Below are 13,757 nucleotides of genomic sequence, written 5' to 3' on the forward strand. Positions count from 1 at the left end.
AGAAATATAAAAGTTTATAAGCCTTAACCTACTCCTATTGGATTCATTATAGAATGGATAATTATCCTTTAATAAAAAAACTGGTACTAACATAACTCCTAAACTTTTAAATACTTAAACTTTTCAAGAGAATGAATAAAGATTATTATGCAGTAATTATGGCCGGCGGCATCGGGTCGCGGTTTTGGCCGGTGAGCACCCAGTCCTTTCCAAAGCAATTTCACGATTTGCTCGGAACAGGGCAAACCTTACTGCAAAAAACCTTTTCTCGACTCAATAAAATTATCCCATCGGAAAATATTTATATACTTACCAATGAACAATATCAGGAATTAACGCTGAAACAATTGCCGGAAATTTCGGAAAAACAATTGGTCTTGGAACCGGCAATGCGCAATACCGCGCCGTGCATATTACTTTCGGCTTTAAAAATAAAGAAGGAGAATCCTAATGCATTGATGCTTGTGGCGCCCAGTGACCATTGGATTGAGGATGAAAAAGCATTCGCCAATGATGTGCAATGTTGTTTTGATGCCGCGGAAAAGGAAAATATTTTGCTCACCCTAGGCATTGAACCTACATTTCCGAACACAGGTTACGGATACATTGAAAGCGATAACAACAATGGTTCAGAAATAATAAAGGTGAAGCAGTTCCGCGAAAAACCAGATTATGAAATGGCCAAACAATTTCTCGCCGCCGGTAATTTTCTGTGGAATGCGGGCATCTTTATTTGGAGCGTTCACAGCATAGTTGCCGCATTCCGTAACCATTTAGCTGCAATGCATGCCTTATTCTCAAAGGGAATGAAGGAATTGAACACTCCCGATGAGAAAAATTTCATTCAAAATAATTTCAGCACGGCCGAAAATATTTCCATCGATTATGGCATTTTAGAGAAGGCAAGCAATGTTTTCGTAAAAAAAGCCACTTTTGATTGGAACGATTTGGGCACTTGGGGCGCGTTACACGAAAAACTGGAGAAGGACGAAAATGGTAATGCGGTGGTAGGTGCGCAAACATTGTTAAAAAATTCGTCCAACAATATAATATTTACAGCCAAAAATAAGACGGTTGTGCTTGACGGGATTACAGACTATATAATTGTGGATAAAGAAGATGTATTGCTGTTATTTCCGAAGAAAAAGGAGCAGGAAGTAAAACAACTTTTGAAGGAGGTTTCAGAAAAATTCGATAAAAAAGATCAATAAATGGCTGATTCAGAAAATAAGAACGACGTAAAGGTAACTCCCAACGATGATGAGTTCAATTCCATAAAACTCAACACTTGGGAAAGCATCAAAAAATTTCTGACTGAATTATTTGATATCCGTTCAGATTCTGACCGGGACGCAACTATTGACGCGGTAAAAAAAGATATTTCATTTAAGGGCCATACGGCATGGATACTTATCTTTTCAATTTTTGTGGCATCCATTGGCTTAAACGTGAGCAGTACCGCCGTTGTAATTGGGGCAATGCTTATTTCGCCGTTGATGGGCCCGATTGTAGGCATTGGTTTATCCGTTGCCATTAATGATGTGGACACGTTGAAACGTTCGCTTATCAATTTGGGGGTGATGGTTTTTTTGAGCGTGCTTACGGCATTTCTTTATTTTAAAGTTTCGCCCTTAACGGAAGAAACGCCAGAGCTTATCGCGCGAACATATCCAACCATTTTGGACGTGCTGATTGCCATATTTGGCGGATTAGGGCTAATTGTGGCAAAAACCAAAAGTGGCACCATTGCTAGCGTAATTTTCGGGGTTGCAATTGCCACCGCGCTAATGCCGCCGCTGTGCACGGTAGGCTACGGCTTGGCAGTGGGCAATGCTTCCTATGCCGGTGGCGCGTTATATCTATTCAGCATAAATGCTGTGTTTATAGCCCTTTCGACCTTTATTGTCTCGAAAATTCTTCGTTTTCCATTGGTGCGTTTCGCCAACAGCAAAAGAAGAAAAAGAACCGCACAAATAGCCTCATTGATTGCCATTGCGGTTATGGTTCCGAGTGTTTATCTCTTTATAAAATTATTGGATCAACAAGTGTTTGAGAATAAAACTAGGGAATTCGTAAAGAATATTATCAATTACGAAGGGGCCGAAGTGGTAAAGTTTACCCAGGATTACAAATCTAAAAATCTGGATGTTTATTTAATTGGCCGTCCGGTTCCGCAGAAAAAAATTAATGAATGGCTTGCTGAGTTGGAGAAAACCGAGAAATTGGAGCAAACGAAATTGAGAATCTATCAAGGAGCAGATCAAAGTGGGGAAATTTCCGCAAAAATTTCTGGAGAAATCAAAGCTGGAATCCTCGAGGATTTATATGTAAAGAATGAGCAATTGATACAGGACAAGGATGATCAAATCCGTTTTTTGGAAAATGAAATTGCCTTGATGAAAGTACAGAACATTCCTTTTAAACAGTTGAGCGAGGAGCTAAAAATTAATTATGAGGGCGTGGAAACCTTTAGCTTCTCCAACAAAATTACCACCAACTTTAAGAAAACGGATACACTTCCAGTAATCAACATTCGCTGGAAGAATAATGTTTCGGCAAGAGAAAGAAAATCAAACTTGAAAAAAATTGAATCCTGGCTGAAGTTTAAATTGAAATTGGATACTCTCTTCGTTTCTGAATACCCATAGAATGGTTAGCCTTCCTTCAATTGTACGTCACGTATTTTTTTGAAAAGATCTGAGGAATAGACGAAATTTGTCACATCCTCATTATCTGTTTTAAAAATTTGTTGGTTGTTTCCTTCCCAAACAAGTTTGCCGTCTTTTAACAGGACTACTTTTTCACCTATTTCCATTACGGAGTTCATATCGTGCGTTACCACAAGGGTGGTTATATTATATTCGTGCGTAATTTCTTGAATTAAGGTATCGATTAAAGTCGCCGTTTTTGGGTCCAGACCGGAGTTGGGTTCGTCACAGAATAGAAATTTTGGTTTATTCACGATAGCGCGGGCAATAGAGACCCTTTTTTGCATACCCCCGGAAATTTCTGCGGGAAATTTTTTATTAACGTTTTCCAGATTAACGCGTTTCAATACTTCATTTACCCTTGCTAACATATCGGATTTTTTCTGTTTCGTAAACATTCGCAGAGGGAACATCACATTCTCTTCAATATTCATGGAATCGAACAGTGCACCGCCCTGAAAAAGCATGCCGCTTTCTTCCCGAAGTTGCCGCTGTTCTTCATCATCCATATCCTGAATGGCTTTGTCTTCATAGTATATTCTGCCTTTTTCCGGTTTGAATAACCCAAGAAGGCATTTCAGCAATACAGTTTTTCCGCTGCCGCTTTGACCTATGATGAGGTTGGTTTTGCCACGATCAAATTCCGTGGATATCCCTTTAAGAATTTCCTCTTCCCCAAAACTTTTATGTACGTTTTCAACCTTTATCATTAGCTAAGCATTAACTGGGTGATAATATAATTTGCAGCAATAATAAGCACGCTGGTCCAAACAAAGGAATTTGTGCTGGCCTTGCCCACTTCTAGAGCACCTCCTTTCATATAAAAACCTTGCCAGGAGGGCACCGTGGCAAGAATAAATGCAAAAATGGTTGTCTTAAAAAAAGCGTAGAACAATTGGTATGGAATAAAATCTTCCTGGACACCCGCAATAAAATCTGCAGAACTAGTGAAACCGCCATAAACCCCGGCAACCCACCCACCCAAAATTCCTAGAAACATGGATAGTATTATTACAAAGGGATAAAACATAAGTGCCACTATTTTGGGGAAAACCAAATAATTCAATGAGTTAATACCCATTACCTCCAAGGCATCTATTTGCTCTGTTACGCGCATGGAACCAATACTGGAAGTGATGAATGACCCAACCTTTCCAGCCATAATAATAGACATGAAAGTAGGGGCAAATTCCAAAATAACTGACTGCCTTGTAGCAAAGCCAATGAGGCTATCTGGGATAATGGGGTTATCCATATTCAGTGCCGTTTGGATAGCAACAACTCCTCCCACGAAGAATGATATAAACGAAACAATTGCTAAGGAGCTTATGATTAAGTCATTTATGTCCTTAAAAATAAGGTGTTTTAAAACTGATGTTTTGGTAAAACTGCCAAACACCTTTTTAATCATCAAAAAATAAGAACCAATATCTTGTAAATACTTCATAAAAACGGATACTTCGGCTAAAGTACTAAAATTACATTACTGTAGTTTATAAAAGCAAGTTAAGAATTCAGTTTACGAAATGAACATCAAACAAAGCTTTTCACAATTTTATAATCTCACCCATTCACCCATTCAACTATTCAACTATTCACCTATTCACCTATTAAAAAGCTCCATCATTTTATGGTAAACCGCAATACTTTCATAAATTCCATTGAAAAGGGCAGACCCAGGGCCTTCTGCAAATACAGGAACCATGGTGCCCGAATGGCCCGTCGTTGAAAAAGTTGGTTTTATTTTGTTGTAATTGGTACCATCTGAGGATAACGTAAAACCTCCCGTTTCGTGGTCTGCGGTAACTATTACAAGCGTTTCGCCATTTTGCTTAGCAAAATCTAGGGCAACGCCTAAAGTTTTATCAAAATCCAATAATTCCTCAATCAAATAATCAGCATCGTTATTGTGGCCGCCCCAATCAATCTGGCTTCCCTCAACCAAAAGGAAAAATCCTTTTTCATTTTTTGACAGCTTTTCCAAAGCAAGTTTTGTGACGTTTGAAAGAAAATCGCCCCGACCTTCGCTCATTTTTGGCATGCCGTCTTCAGCAAGCAATATAAGTTCATTTTTCTCACTTGAGGTTTTGGGAAGTTCATCCAAAATTACTTCGTAACCTTTAGCTCTCATTTCAGCTAATAAATCCTTTCCGTCTTTTCTTTTATTAAAAAACTTAAGCCCGCCACCAGCAAAAAAGTTTACCCCAGAATTGGGGGCAAACTCGGTTATCTGCTCATACAATCTTCGGCTCTTTACGTGCGCATAAAAACTGGCCGGCGTTGCGTGCTGAATGGAGGATGTAGAAATAATGCCCGTTGACAAACCGCGTTTTGATAACTGTTCCACAATGGTTGGTACAGCTATGGTATCTATGTCCACTCCAATTGCACCGTTATATGTCTTTATTCCCGTAGAAAAAACGGTGGCTCCCGCAGCGGAATCTGTAATTAAATCATTGGCCGATGAAGTTTTGCTCAGGCCAATTGTGCCGAAACGCTCAAAATTAGGCTTCCCATTCTTATAATAAATGGCTGCGGAAACTTGGCTCAGACCCATGCCATCGCCAATTAAAAGAATGATGTTTTTTGGTTTTTTTACTTCCGAAGAAATGTTTGCAACCGTGTTGTCCTTAACTTGGACTGAAACACAGGAGGTTGAAATTATTGCAAAGGAAATGAGAATTGTGAGGAGGGAAGGCTTGATTTTCATTGAAAAAATTTTATTCGTAAAAATAAGCATTATTATAAGGGTGATTGTTACCGCAATGTTTTTTTGCTAAAAACTAAAAACTAAGAACTAAAAAATAAAAACTATAAGCCCAATTTCTGGCGAATATTTTTCCAACGTAGGTTTCGGATGAATTTCCCTTCGGCTTCCGAAACGATATATTCAAGTTTTGAACTTTTCGCTTTATAAAAACCGTTCATTGTATCCACAAAAAATGAAAAACTATTTTTTTTGAAAGCCAATTTGGCGGAGGCGATCAATGTAAGCCAAAAACCATAACGCATTTTGTAAAACGCTTCGCCCTGTTTGTATTTTGAATTTTTAGAATAAACTTTTCCGGTAGGTTTTAGGTGTTTTACGTGCAGCGAAGTATCGGTTTTAATTTTCCAGCCGTGGTATTGGGCAAGAAGTTCATCGACCGTGTCCCAGCCCATCGTGTTACGCAAGCCGCCAATGGCTGCAAAACATTCTTTTCTATAGGCCTTTAACGCGCCCCGAATATGGTCTTTATTCGTCAGGTTTTCCAAAATCCAATTTTCGTTTTTTTCAATATAACAAAAGCCGCCCGCCATACCTATCTTCAAGTCACTTTGAAATATTTCTGCAATTTTCTCCAAATAGTTCTTCGGAAAAATTAAGTCTGCATCAAACTTGCAAATAATGTCGAAGTCATTATCAAGCGTTTCAAAACCTTTGTAAAATGCATTAATGACTTTACTTCCGGGCTCGTGAAGTTCTTCGGAATTGTGAAAAACACTTTCAATAAAGGAATAGTTTTCGGAAAACTGCTGGATTATGGTCTGCGTACCATCGGTTGACGCATCATTAACAACTACCACTTTCTTGGGAAGCAAGGTTTGCTTAACAATAGATTGTAGCATCCCGCCAATAAAAGTCGCTTCGTTATGGGCGGGTATGACGATGTATATATTCAAAATAAAAAGGGACTTGAATTAAGATTTCAAATTAAATTTTCAGAAATCAACTCTAACTATATTTTTATTAAATGGAAAACATATTGATTTTTGGAAACACCAAAAGTTTTTCTTTCTATTTCCGTAAAATAATTGAGGGAGCTTATGGTCTTAACCTTAAAACCCACATTTACAAAACGATTTTCAATGTCTGTTCCATAATACCTCACATGGTCCCATTGTCCGAAATGTAGCTTGCGGTCATTTGGTGATGTAATTGAGTAATCTTCGTATGTGGGTGCATTCTGCTCTAAAATAGGTACGCTAACAATGGCGGTTCCTCCTTTCTTTAAAATCTTAAATAAATTTGTTATTGCGGTTATATCATCTATGATATGTTCTAAAACATGATTGCATATTATAAAACTAAATTGCTCCGTCGGTTCGACTTTATTCAATAAATCAAAATTCTTAGTTAATGAAAAATAATCGTATCCAGGCTCGAATTTGTCTACTGGAAAATACTGAAAGCTCTTTAAATCTCTCTCTCTCTCTCTCTCTCTGAAAATTTTTGATAAAAACAAAATTCTGGGGAAATATGCAATAGTTTTATTCCGTCAGCCGTAAATAATGTTGTTTGATTATTGAGATAATGCCAAATAAATCTGTGTCTTTCCCTTGCCCCTAAGTCAAGCGAAAGTAATAATTTTCCATCTTTTATAAATGTTCTATATTTTTTTTTGTTTACAGGGCAATAATATATTTTTCTGAAATTAAATCCTATTATAACTTGTATGTAATACAATACTACGCGTCTTAATTTTCTTAAAAAAAGCCTCAATCCTTTTGGAGTATATTTTTTTATAATGGAGACAAATTTTATATACATATATTATTGCATTTTAAAATCATTTTCTTTCCGCATAAACCAAATAATATCGCGGAGTAATTCTCCGAAGAATTGGGCGGATGCCAATATTCTTTACTGGATTGGTAAACTGTTCTTTTTTCACAATGCGCCAGCCCGATTTTTCAAGTAGCCAATCAAATTGCCAATCTTCAAATTCGTGATAATGGCGGTCCCATTCATCTGTTTTGCTTCTATAGGCCGAGGCAAACCAAAGTTTTAAGGGTACGGAAGCAACCAATTTTTTAGCTCGTATATCTTGCAGTACATTGAAAGGTGAAACCAGATGCTCAAAGATTTCAAAGGCGGTTACAACGTCAAAATCATCGGTTTTTACAACATTGGTGTCTAGGTCAAGATCTTCGCCTTTTGTATTTGTAACTTGAAAACCTTCATTTGTAAGTATTTCAGAAAAAGGATTCGGTACGCCCAAATCGAGTATTTTTTCTTCCTTGGAAATAACCTCGTTTAGAAATTTTAAGGTGTGTCTGTATCTTTTCTTCGGAAACTTGCCTTCGTACATATTTTCAATTCTGAATTCTGAATTCTGAATTCAGAATTAATTACACTTTATAGACTATCGCATTAATATTCATTCCGGCGCCAACGCTGGCAAAGATCACGACGTCGCCTTTTTCGATGGAATGGCCTTCCAATTCCCCGTTTAATACCAAATCATAGAGTGTCGGTACGGTTGCAACGCTACTGTTGCCCAATTTGTCTATGCTCATAGGCATAATTTTATTGGGCGGAGTTTGGCCATATAGTTTGTAAAAACGGTTTACGATTGCCTCGTCCATTTTTTCATTGGCTTGATGGATAAAGATTTTTTTCACATCATCAATGCCAATCCCCGTTTTGTCCAAACAGGTTTTCATGGCATCTGGCACATGGTTCAATGCGAATTCATAAATCTTTCTACCATACATTTTTATGTAACGGCGATTGTCTTTTTTCTGCAGATTATTGCTTTCGCCGAAGTAAATAAAATGTGCCTCATCAAAGGCATAAGTAGCGCTAAAATGGCTCAATATTCCGCCGGGCTCCTCGGTTGCTTCAACAATTGCAGCCCCCGCACCATCACTATAAATCATGGAATCACGGTCGTGTGGATCCACTACCCGCGAAAGGGCTTCCGCGCCTATTACCAAGCATTTTTTGGCAATTCCCGCTTTTATAAATGCATTGGCCTGGATCATACTTTCAATCCAACCGGGGCAGCCAAACAGCATATCGTAGCCCACGCAGTGAGGATTTTGGATTTTTAGATTGTGTTTTACCCGTGTGGCTATGCTTGGCACTGTATCGCTTTGCACCGAGCCGTGTTTAACATCGCCATAATTGTGGGCAACAATAATATAATCCAATTCTTCTTTATCGATCCCTGCGTGCTTTATTGCGTTTTCGGCAGCAAAGGTTGCAATGTCTGAAGTGTTTAGGTTTTCCGGGAGATATCTACGTTCAGCAATACCAGTAATGGCCTTGAACTTTTCAATAATAGTTTCATTTTCCTGGCCGAAGCGGGTACCGTCCTCATTGTAAAAATGGTGTGCGCCAAAATGTTCATTCTTCGCTATCTCGCTCGGGATGTAACTTCCTATACCGGTTATTTTGACATTCATATATTGAATAGTTTTTATTAAAAATACGGAAAAAAAAGTGTTCAGTGTTAAGTGGCAGTATTCAGTGAAATCTTTTATTGCAAAAATCAGTCTGCTGAATACTGTGGCTTCTAACTTCCTTAAGCTTCCATATAAGCCTCAATAGGGTTGCAGGTGCATATAAGGTTTCTGTCCCCATACGCATCATCAACCCTTCTTATTGATGGCCAAAATTTATTTTCTGAAACATACTCCAATGGAAATGCCGCCTCCTGCCTGCTATATGGAAAACTCCACTCGTCTGTCGTCAACATTTGCAAGGTGTGGGGTGAATTCTTCAGCACGTTATTTACATTTTCTTTATCGGCAGCTTCTATTTCTTTCCGGATGGAAATCATCGCATCGCAGAATTGGTCCAATGCCATTTTACTCTCACTCTCTGTAGGCTCTATCATCAACGTGCCCGCAATAGGGAAGGAAACTGTTGGCGCGTGGAAGCCATAATCCATCAGTCGTTTTGCGATATCAGTTACCTCAATCCCCTTTGCTTTGAATGGCCTGCAATCCACAATCATTTCGTGAGCTGCGCGCCCTCGTTCACCTGCATAAAGTACTTCGTAGTGGCCGTTCAATCTTTCTTTAATATAGTTAGCATTCAATATGGCAAACTGTGTCGCTTTTTTCAATCCATTTACACCCAGCATACAGATGTAAGCGTAACTAATTAAACATACCAACGAACTGCCATAAGGCGCTGCGGAAATGGCCGTAATTGCATTTTCACCACCAGTTTTAATCACCGGATTTGAAGGTAAAAACGGAACCAATTGTTTCGCTACACAAATGGGCCCCACGCCCGGTCCGCCTCCGCCGTGAGGAATAGCGAAAGTTTTGTGAAGATTTAAGTGACAGACATCTGCGCCAATGGCTCCGGGATTTGTTAACCCTACCTGGGCATTCATATTTGCCCCATCCATATAAACCTGTCCGCCGTTTTCGTGTATTATACCCGTAATTTCGCGAATGGCAGATTCATAAACTCCGTGGGTTGAAGGATAGGTAACCATTAAACAGGAAAGATTGTCTTTGTGTTTAAGGGCCTTTTCGCGTAAATCATCTACGTCAATATTTCCTTCGTCGGTTGATTTTGTTACTACCACCTGCATACCGGCCATTACTGCGCTGGCAGGATTCGTACCGTGTGCGGAAGAAGGAATTAAACAAATATTTCTATGGCCTTCCCCGCGGGACTCGTGGTATGCGCGAATCACCATTAACCCTGCATATTCACCCTGTGCACCACTATTCGGTTGCAAAGAGGTGGCGGCAAATCCGGTTATTTCGGTTAATTGTTTTTCTAGTTTTTTCAATACGGTTTGATAGCCTTCAGCCTGTTCCACCGGTACAAAAGGGTGTACATTGCCCCACATGGGGTCGCTTAAGGGAAGCATTTCCGCGGCAGCATTCAATTTCATAGTGCAAGAGCCCAATGAAATCATGGAATGGTTCAAGGAAAGGTCCTTGCGCTCCAGCTTTTTTATGTAGCGCATTAAATCAGTCTCACTGTGGTATTTGTTGAAAACTTCCTGTTGAAGGAATTCTGTTTTTCGGGCAACTTCTTGCTGTATTTTGTTGCCTGTTTCCAGCTCCACTATTTTTTGAAAGTCTTTTTTAATGGCTTCGGAAAATATGGCTACTATTTTGTTTAAATCCTTAACGGTCGTGGTTTCATTGATTGAAATAGAAACTGTTTCGTCATTCGGATAGTAAAAATTAACTTCCTTAGCTTCGGCCAAAAATTTAATTTTTGTGGCATCAGTTTTTATGGCTATCGTGTCAAAATAGGTCTCATTCATTTGTTCGAAGCCTAATTTTTCCAACGCATTCGCTAAGGTAGCGGCTCCGTTGTGAACTTTTTGCGCAATATATTTTAATCCTTCGGGGCCGTGATAAACGGCATACATTCCTGCCATTACCGCCAATAAAACCTGGGCAGTACAGATATTTGAAGTGGCCTTGTCGCGCTTTATGTGCTGCTCCCTGGTTTGAAGTGCCATGCGCAGGGCACGATTACCGTCGGTGTCTTTGGTTACTCCAATAATCCTTCCGGGAATACTTCGTTTGTATTCATCTTTAGTTGCGAAAAAGGCTGCGTGCGGCCCTCCATAACCTAATGGAATTCCAAAGCGTTGGGTTGTGCCCACAACCACATCAACCCCAAAATGTCCAGGAGCTTCCAACATTACCAAACTTAGGATATCTGCAGCAACGGCTACTTTTATTTGATTTTTATTCGACTTTTCAATGAAGCTTTTATAATTGTACACTTTCCCAGTGCGGCTTGGGTATTGAAGAATTACACCAAAAAATTCATCGGAAAAGTCAAATTCCTCGTGATTGCCAACCACCAGTTTTATACCCAAAGGAATGGATCGGGTTTCGAGTACTGAGATTGTTTGTGGCAAGACTTCTTCGGAAACAAAAAATTTGGAAGCATTGGTTTGTTTTTTTTCTTTTTCCCGTACGTTAAATAGCAACGCCATTGCTTCCGCTGCGGCCGTAGATTCATCCAGAAGTGATGCATTGGCAAGTTCCATTCCGGTTAAATCCGTAATTACCGTCTGGAAATTCAGCAACGCTTCAAGCCTACCTTGTGCAATCTCGGCCTGATAGGGCGTATAGGCCGTGTACCAACCTGGATTTTCAAGTATGTTCCTTTGGATTACGGGTGGGGTTATGGATTGGTGATATCCCAGCCCAATATATGTTTTGAAGAGTTTGTTTTTTGTGGAAAGTTCAGTGATGTGCTCTAAATATTCTTGCTCGCTCATCGCAGTGTCTAGATCGAGCGCTTTTTTCAAAAGAATATCGTCTGGCACGGTTTCATAAATAAGTTGGTCAATAGAGCTAACACCGATGGTTTTAAGCATTTCGGGAAGATCGTTTTCCCGGGGACCGATATGTCTTAAAGCAAAAGAATCTGTATTCATTATCCGCGTTTGAAATTTAGGTGGCAAAATTACAATATTTAAGCCGAAATAATTTCTTTTTAAAGGGTTGAAAAACATAAATTTTCAACTATTTGAAAAGCGTAACAGCGCTTTGACTAAATTTGACATGATGAAGGTTTTAAAGGGTTTTTTCGCTTTTTATATTAACAGTAGTATACACGTTGCGCTGGCTGTATTGGCCCTATTTGCAATTACTGTTATGGAATATGATTTGAAGCTCCAAAAGGAGCTTTGGGCCTTTGTTTTTTTGGGTGCCTTAACGGGCTATAATTTTGTAAAATACGCAAAGGTAGCAGGCTTGCACCATAGAAGTTTGACCGATTCCCTAAAGACTATTCAGGTTTTTTCAGCGGTAAGTTTTGTACTCTTTGTTTATTTGGCCTTCCAACTACCCATTACTGTTTTGTTGGTGATGGTTGGGTTTGGGTTGACTACTTTTTTTTACGCAGTGCCTTTGGTGCGGCATAAAAACCTGCGGAATTTTTCGGGAGTAAAGATTTTTGTGGTAGCTTTTGTTTGGGCAGGCGTGTCGGTTATTGTTCCGGTAATTGCCGCACAATCACCCATTCCGGGCGATGTGTTGCTAACATTTTTTCAACGTGTTTTCATTGTTGTGGCGCTCATTCTTCCATTTGAAATTCGTGACGTGCCTTATGATTCCCTTAATCTTAAAACCATTCCGCAACAAATTGGAGTTCGAAACACCAAACTATTTGGATTGGGGGCATTGTTGCTTTGTTTGATATTTGAATTTTACAAGCTATGGTCAGATGTGGCGTTTATTTCAAGCCTCCTTAGCTTTTGTGTGATTTTGGGATGGATGTTGGTTATAGTCCGAACCGATCAAAATAAATATTTTGCATCCTTTTGGGTGGAGGGATTGCCGATTGTTTGGGTATTGCTTTTTTTACTTTTTGAACAGATTTTGGAAATCTAGTGGCCGCGACTTATTTCGTTTTCAAGGCGTTTCTTCAAAATTTCCTTTTCCTCCGGTCGCAGTGTTTTTAAATTTGCAGCCTTGATGGTTTCCGTCAGTTTGCCATTTTGTTTCGCATGGCCTCGGCAGAGCGAGCAAACAAGAATATGCAATTTTAGAAATAATTTTTCCAGGAAGCCGGTCTCTTTATATTGACTTTTGTCACACAAGTGAGCCGCTTTATTGCACTTTAAAAAAAATTTTATATTCATTACTTAAACCAATTTTTCTCAAGGCACTCCGCCAAAGTTTTGCGCGCCCGATGGATTATAACCCAAAGATTAGACGCTGTAATATTGTATTCTTTACATATTGCGTCCGTGTCATAATTTTCAATTGTTTTCATTTTGAAAATCTCAGCCTGCTTTTTTGGTAGTTTTTCCAAACAATCCAATATTGCAAGTCCCAACTCTCTGTTTTCCATCGTATCCTCTGCAGTTTTATCAAATGGATCGGCCGCGTTTTCTTCAAGCCAATCTCCTTCGGAAGCATCATCTTTATAGGAAATGTGAACCTCGGCAGATCCTTTTTTTGAATTAATTTTCCGGTAATAATCTATAATTTTCCGTTTCAGAATCGAAATAAGCCAAGTGCGTTCCGAAGCCTCTCCCTTAAAATTTTTCATGGATTTTAAGGCTGCCAAAAATGTATCCGAAATCAAGTCCTGCGCCACAATAGGGTCGTTCACCTTTACAATAGTATAATTGTAAAGATAATCTGCATATTTGTCCACCCATTGGTCCGGATTTAGTAATTCCAATAGAATAAAATTTAGCCTATCTCAAAAATAGGGAAGTTTTAAGAACATATACGAACTTGATAATTATTTAGTTTAGCCTATTTTATGAAGAAATAGTTAAACTTTCTTAATGCCATCAGAAGTTCTAAAGAAATTTTACTTTTACAATATTA

General features: G+C 39.0%; 14 protein-coding genes. 3 read left to right on the top strand and 11 right to left on the bottom strand.

Going from position 1 to position 13,757, the window contains the following annotated elements; genetic code table 11:
- Positions 1-131: 131 nt before the first annotated feature.
- Positions 132-1,211, top strand: a complete 1,080-nt coding sequence (locus tag QRD02_RS10305) for a mannose-1-phosphate guanylyltransferase (RefSeq protein WP_290254863.1) — start codon at positions 132-134, stop codon at positions 1,209-1,211.
- A complete protein-coding gene (locus tag QRD02_RS10310) occupies positions 1,212-2,648 on the top strand; it encodes a DUF389 domain-containing protein (RefSeq protein WP_290254864.1) in 1,437 nt (478 codons plus the stop codon).
- Positions 2,649-2,653: 5 nt separating this feature from the next.
- On the opposite strand, the gene QRD02_RS10315 is transcribed toward QRD02_RS10310, so the two are convergent.
- The 9 genes from QRD02_RS10315 to gcvP form a co-directional block, all read right to left on the bottom strand.
- Positions 2,654-3,418 (bottom strand): ABC transporter ATP-binding protein, encoded by a 765-nt coding sequence (locus tag QRD02_RS10315; protein WP_290254865.1) that lies wholly within the window; start codon positions 3,416-3,418, stop codon positions 2,654-2,656.
- On the bottom strand, positions 3,418-4,155 hold the full coding sequence (locus QRD02_RS10320; RefSeq protein ID WP_290254866.1) for an MlaE family ABC transporter permease: 738 nt from the start codon (positions 4,153-4,155) through the stop codon (positions 3,418-3,420). Before QRD02_RS10320 ends, QRD02_RS10315 begins: the two co-directional genes overlap by 1 nt.
- A 156-nt stretch (positions 4,156-4,311) precedes the next feature.
- Positions 4,312-5,418: an alkaline phosphatase gene (locus QRD02_RS10325; RefSeq protein ID WP_290254867.1), complete on the bottom strand. Its 1,107-nt coding sequence runs from the start codon at positions 5,416-5,418 to the stop codon at positions 4,312-4,314.
- Positions 5,419-5,519: 101 nt separating this feature from the next.
- Entirely contained in the window at positions 5,520-6,371 is an 852-nt protein-coding gene (locus QRD02_RS10330; RefSeq protein WP_290254868.1) for a glycosyltransferase family 2 protein, read from the bottom strand.
- Between the two features lie 56 nt (positions 6,372-6,427).
- The gene (locus QRD02_RS10335; RefSeq protein WP_290254869.1) at positions 6,428-6,934 is read right to left on the bottom strand and encodes a class I SAM-dependent methyltransferase; all 507 of its coding nucleotides are present in this window, start codon (positions 6,932-6,934) and stop codon (positions 6,428-6,430) included.
- Positions 6,886-7,239, bottom strand: a complete 354-nt coding sequence (locus QRD02_RS10340; RefSeq protein ID WP_290254870.1) for a hypothetical protein — start codon at positions 7,237-7,239, stop codon at positions 6,886-6,888. The genes QRD02_RS10335 and QRD02_RS10340 overlap by 49 nt, the downstream gene beginning before the upstream one ends.
- 19 nt (positions 7,240-7,258) lie before the next feature.
- Positions 7,259-7,780 (bottom strand): class I SAM-dependent methyltransferase, encoded by a 522-nt coding sequence (locus tag QRD02_RS10345; RefSeq protein ID WP_290254871.1) that lies wholly within the window; start codon positions 7,778-7,780, stop codon positions 7,259-7,261.
- 40 nt (positions 7,781-7,820) lie between these two features.
- A complete protein-coding gene (locus QRD02_RS10350) occupies positions 7,821-8,879 on the bottom strand; it encodes a 3-oxoacyl-ACP synthase III family protein (protein WP_290254872.1) in 1,059 nt (352 codons plus the stop codon).
- 119 nt (positions 8,880-8,998) lie between these two features.
- Positions 8,999-11,848 carry an aminomethyl-transferring glycine dehydrogenase gene (gene gcvP, locus QRD02_RS10355; RefSeq protein WP_290254873.1) on the bottom strand — a complete coding sequence of 950 codons (2,850 nt, stop codon included), beginning with the start codon at positions 11,846-11,848 and terminating at the stop codon, positions 8,999-9,001.
- A 112-nt stretch (positions 11,849-11,960) separates the two neighbouring features.
- Here gcvP and QRD02_RS10360 point away from each other — a divergent pair, with 112 nt between their 5' ends.
- Positions 11,961-12,806, top strand: coding sequence for a UbiA prenyltransferase family protein (locus tag QRD02_RS10360; protein ID WP_290254874.1), 846 nt, complete (start codon positions 11,961-11,963; stop codon positions 12,804-12,806).
- Here QRD02_RS10360 and QRD02_RS10365 read toward each other — a convergent pair.
- Both QRD02_RS10365 and QRD02_RS10370 read right to left on the bottom strand, forming a co-directional pair.
- Positions 12,803-13,057, bottom strand: coding sequence for a hypothetical protein (locus tag QRD02_RS10365; RefSeq protein WP_290254875.1), 255 nt, complete (start codon positions 13,055-13,057; stop codon positions 12,803-12,805). The genes QRD02_RS10360 and QRD02_RS10365 overlap by 4 nt on opposite strands.
- Positions 13,057-13,605, bottom strand: coding sequence for a sigma-70 family RNA polymerase sigma factor (locus tag QRD02_RS10370; RefSeq protein WP_290254876.1), 549 nt, complete (start codon positions 13,603-13,605; stop codon positions 13,057-13,059). Before QRD02_RS10370 ends, QRD02_RS10365 begins: the two co-directional genes overlap by 1 nt.
- Between the last annotated feature and the right edge of the window lie 152 nt (positions 13,606-13,757).

Origin of the sequence: Aequorivita aurantiaca (genome assembly GCF_030410135.1) — a bacterium.
Taxonomy (GTDB): Bacteria; Bacteroidota; Bacteroidia; order Flavobacteriales; family Flavobacteriaceae; genus Aequorivita; species Aequorivita aurantiaca.

Excerpts from the sequence above, each read along its gene's own strand:
- QRD02_RS10305 (WP_290254863.1), top strand. The coding sequence starts at position 132 with ATGAATAAAGATTATTATGCAGTAATTATGGCCGGCGGCATCGGGTCG.
- QRD02_RS10310 (WP_290254864.1), top strand. The coding sequence starts at position 1,212 with ATGGCTGATTCAGAAAATAAGAACGACGTAAAGGTAACTCCCAACGAT.
- QRD02_RS10315 (WP_290254865.1), bottom strand. The coding sequence starts at position 3,418 with ATGATAAAGGTTGAAAACGTACATAAAAGTTTTGGGGAAGAGGAAATT.
- QRD02_RS10320 (WP_290254866.1), bottom strand. The coding sequence starts at position 4,155 with ATGAAGTATTTACAAGATATTGGTTCTTATTTTTTGATGATTAAAAAG.
- QRD02_RS10325 (WP_290254867.1), bottom strand. The coding sequence starts at position 5,418 with ATGAAAATCAAGCCTTCCCTCCTCACAATTCTCATTTCCTTTGCAATA.
- QRD02_RS10340 (WP_290254870.1), bottom strand. The coding sequence starts at position 7,239 with ATGTATATAAAATTTGTCTCCATTATAAAAAAATATACTCCAAAAGGA.
- QRD02_RS10345 (WP_290254871.1), bottom strand. The coding sequence starts at position 7,780 with ATGTACGAAGGCAAGTTTCCGAAGAAAAGATACAGACACACCTTAAAA.
- QRD02_RS10350 (WP_290254872.1), bottom strand. The coding sequence starts at position 8,879 with ATGAATGTCAAAATAACCGGTATAGGAAGTTACATCCCGAGCGAGATA.
- gcvP (WP_290254873.1), bottom strand. The coding sequence starts at position 11,848 with ATGAATACAGATTCTTTTGCTTTAAGACATATCGGTCCCCGGGAAAAC.
- QRD02_RS10365 (WP_290254875.1), bottom strand. The coding sequence starts at position 13,057 with ATGAATATAAAATTTTTTTTAAAGTGCAATAAAGCGGCTCACTTGTGT.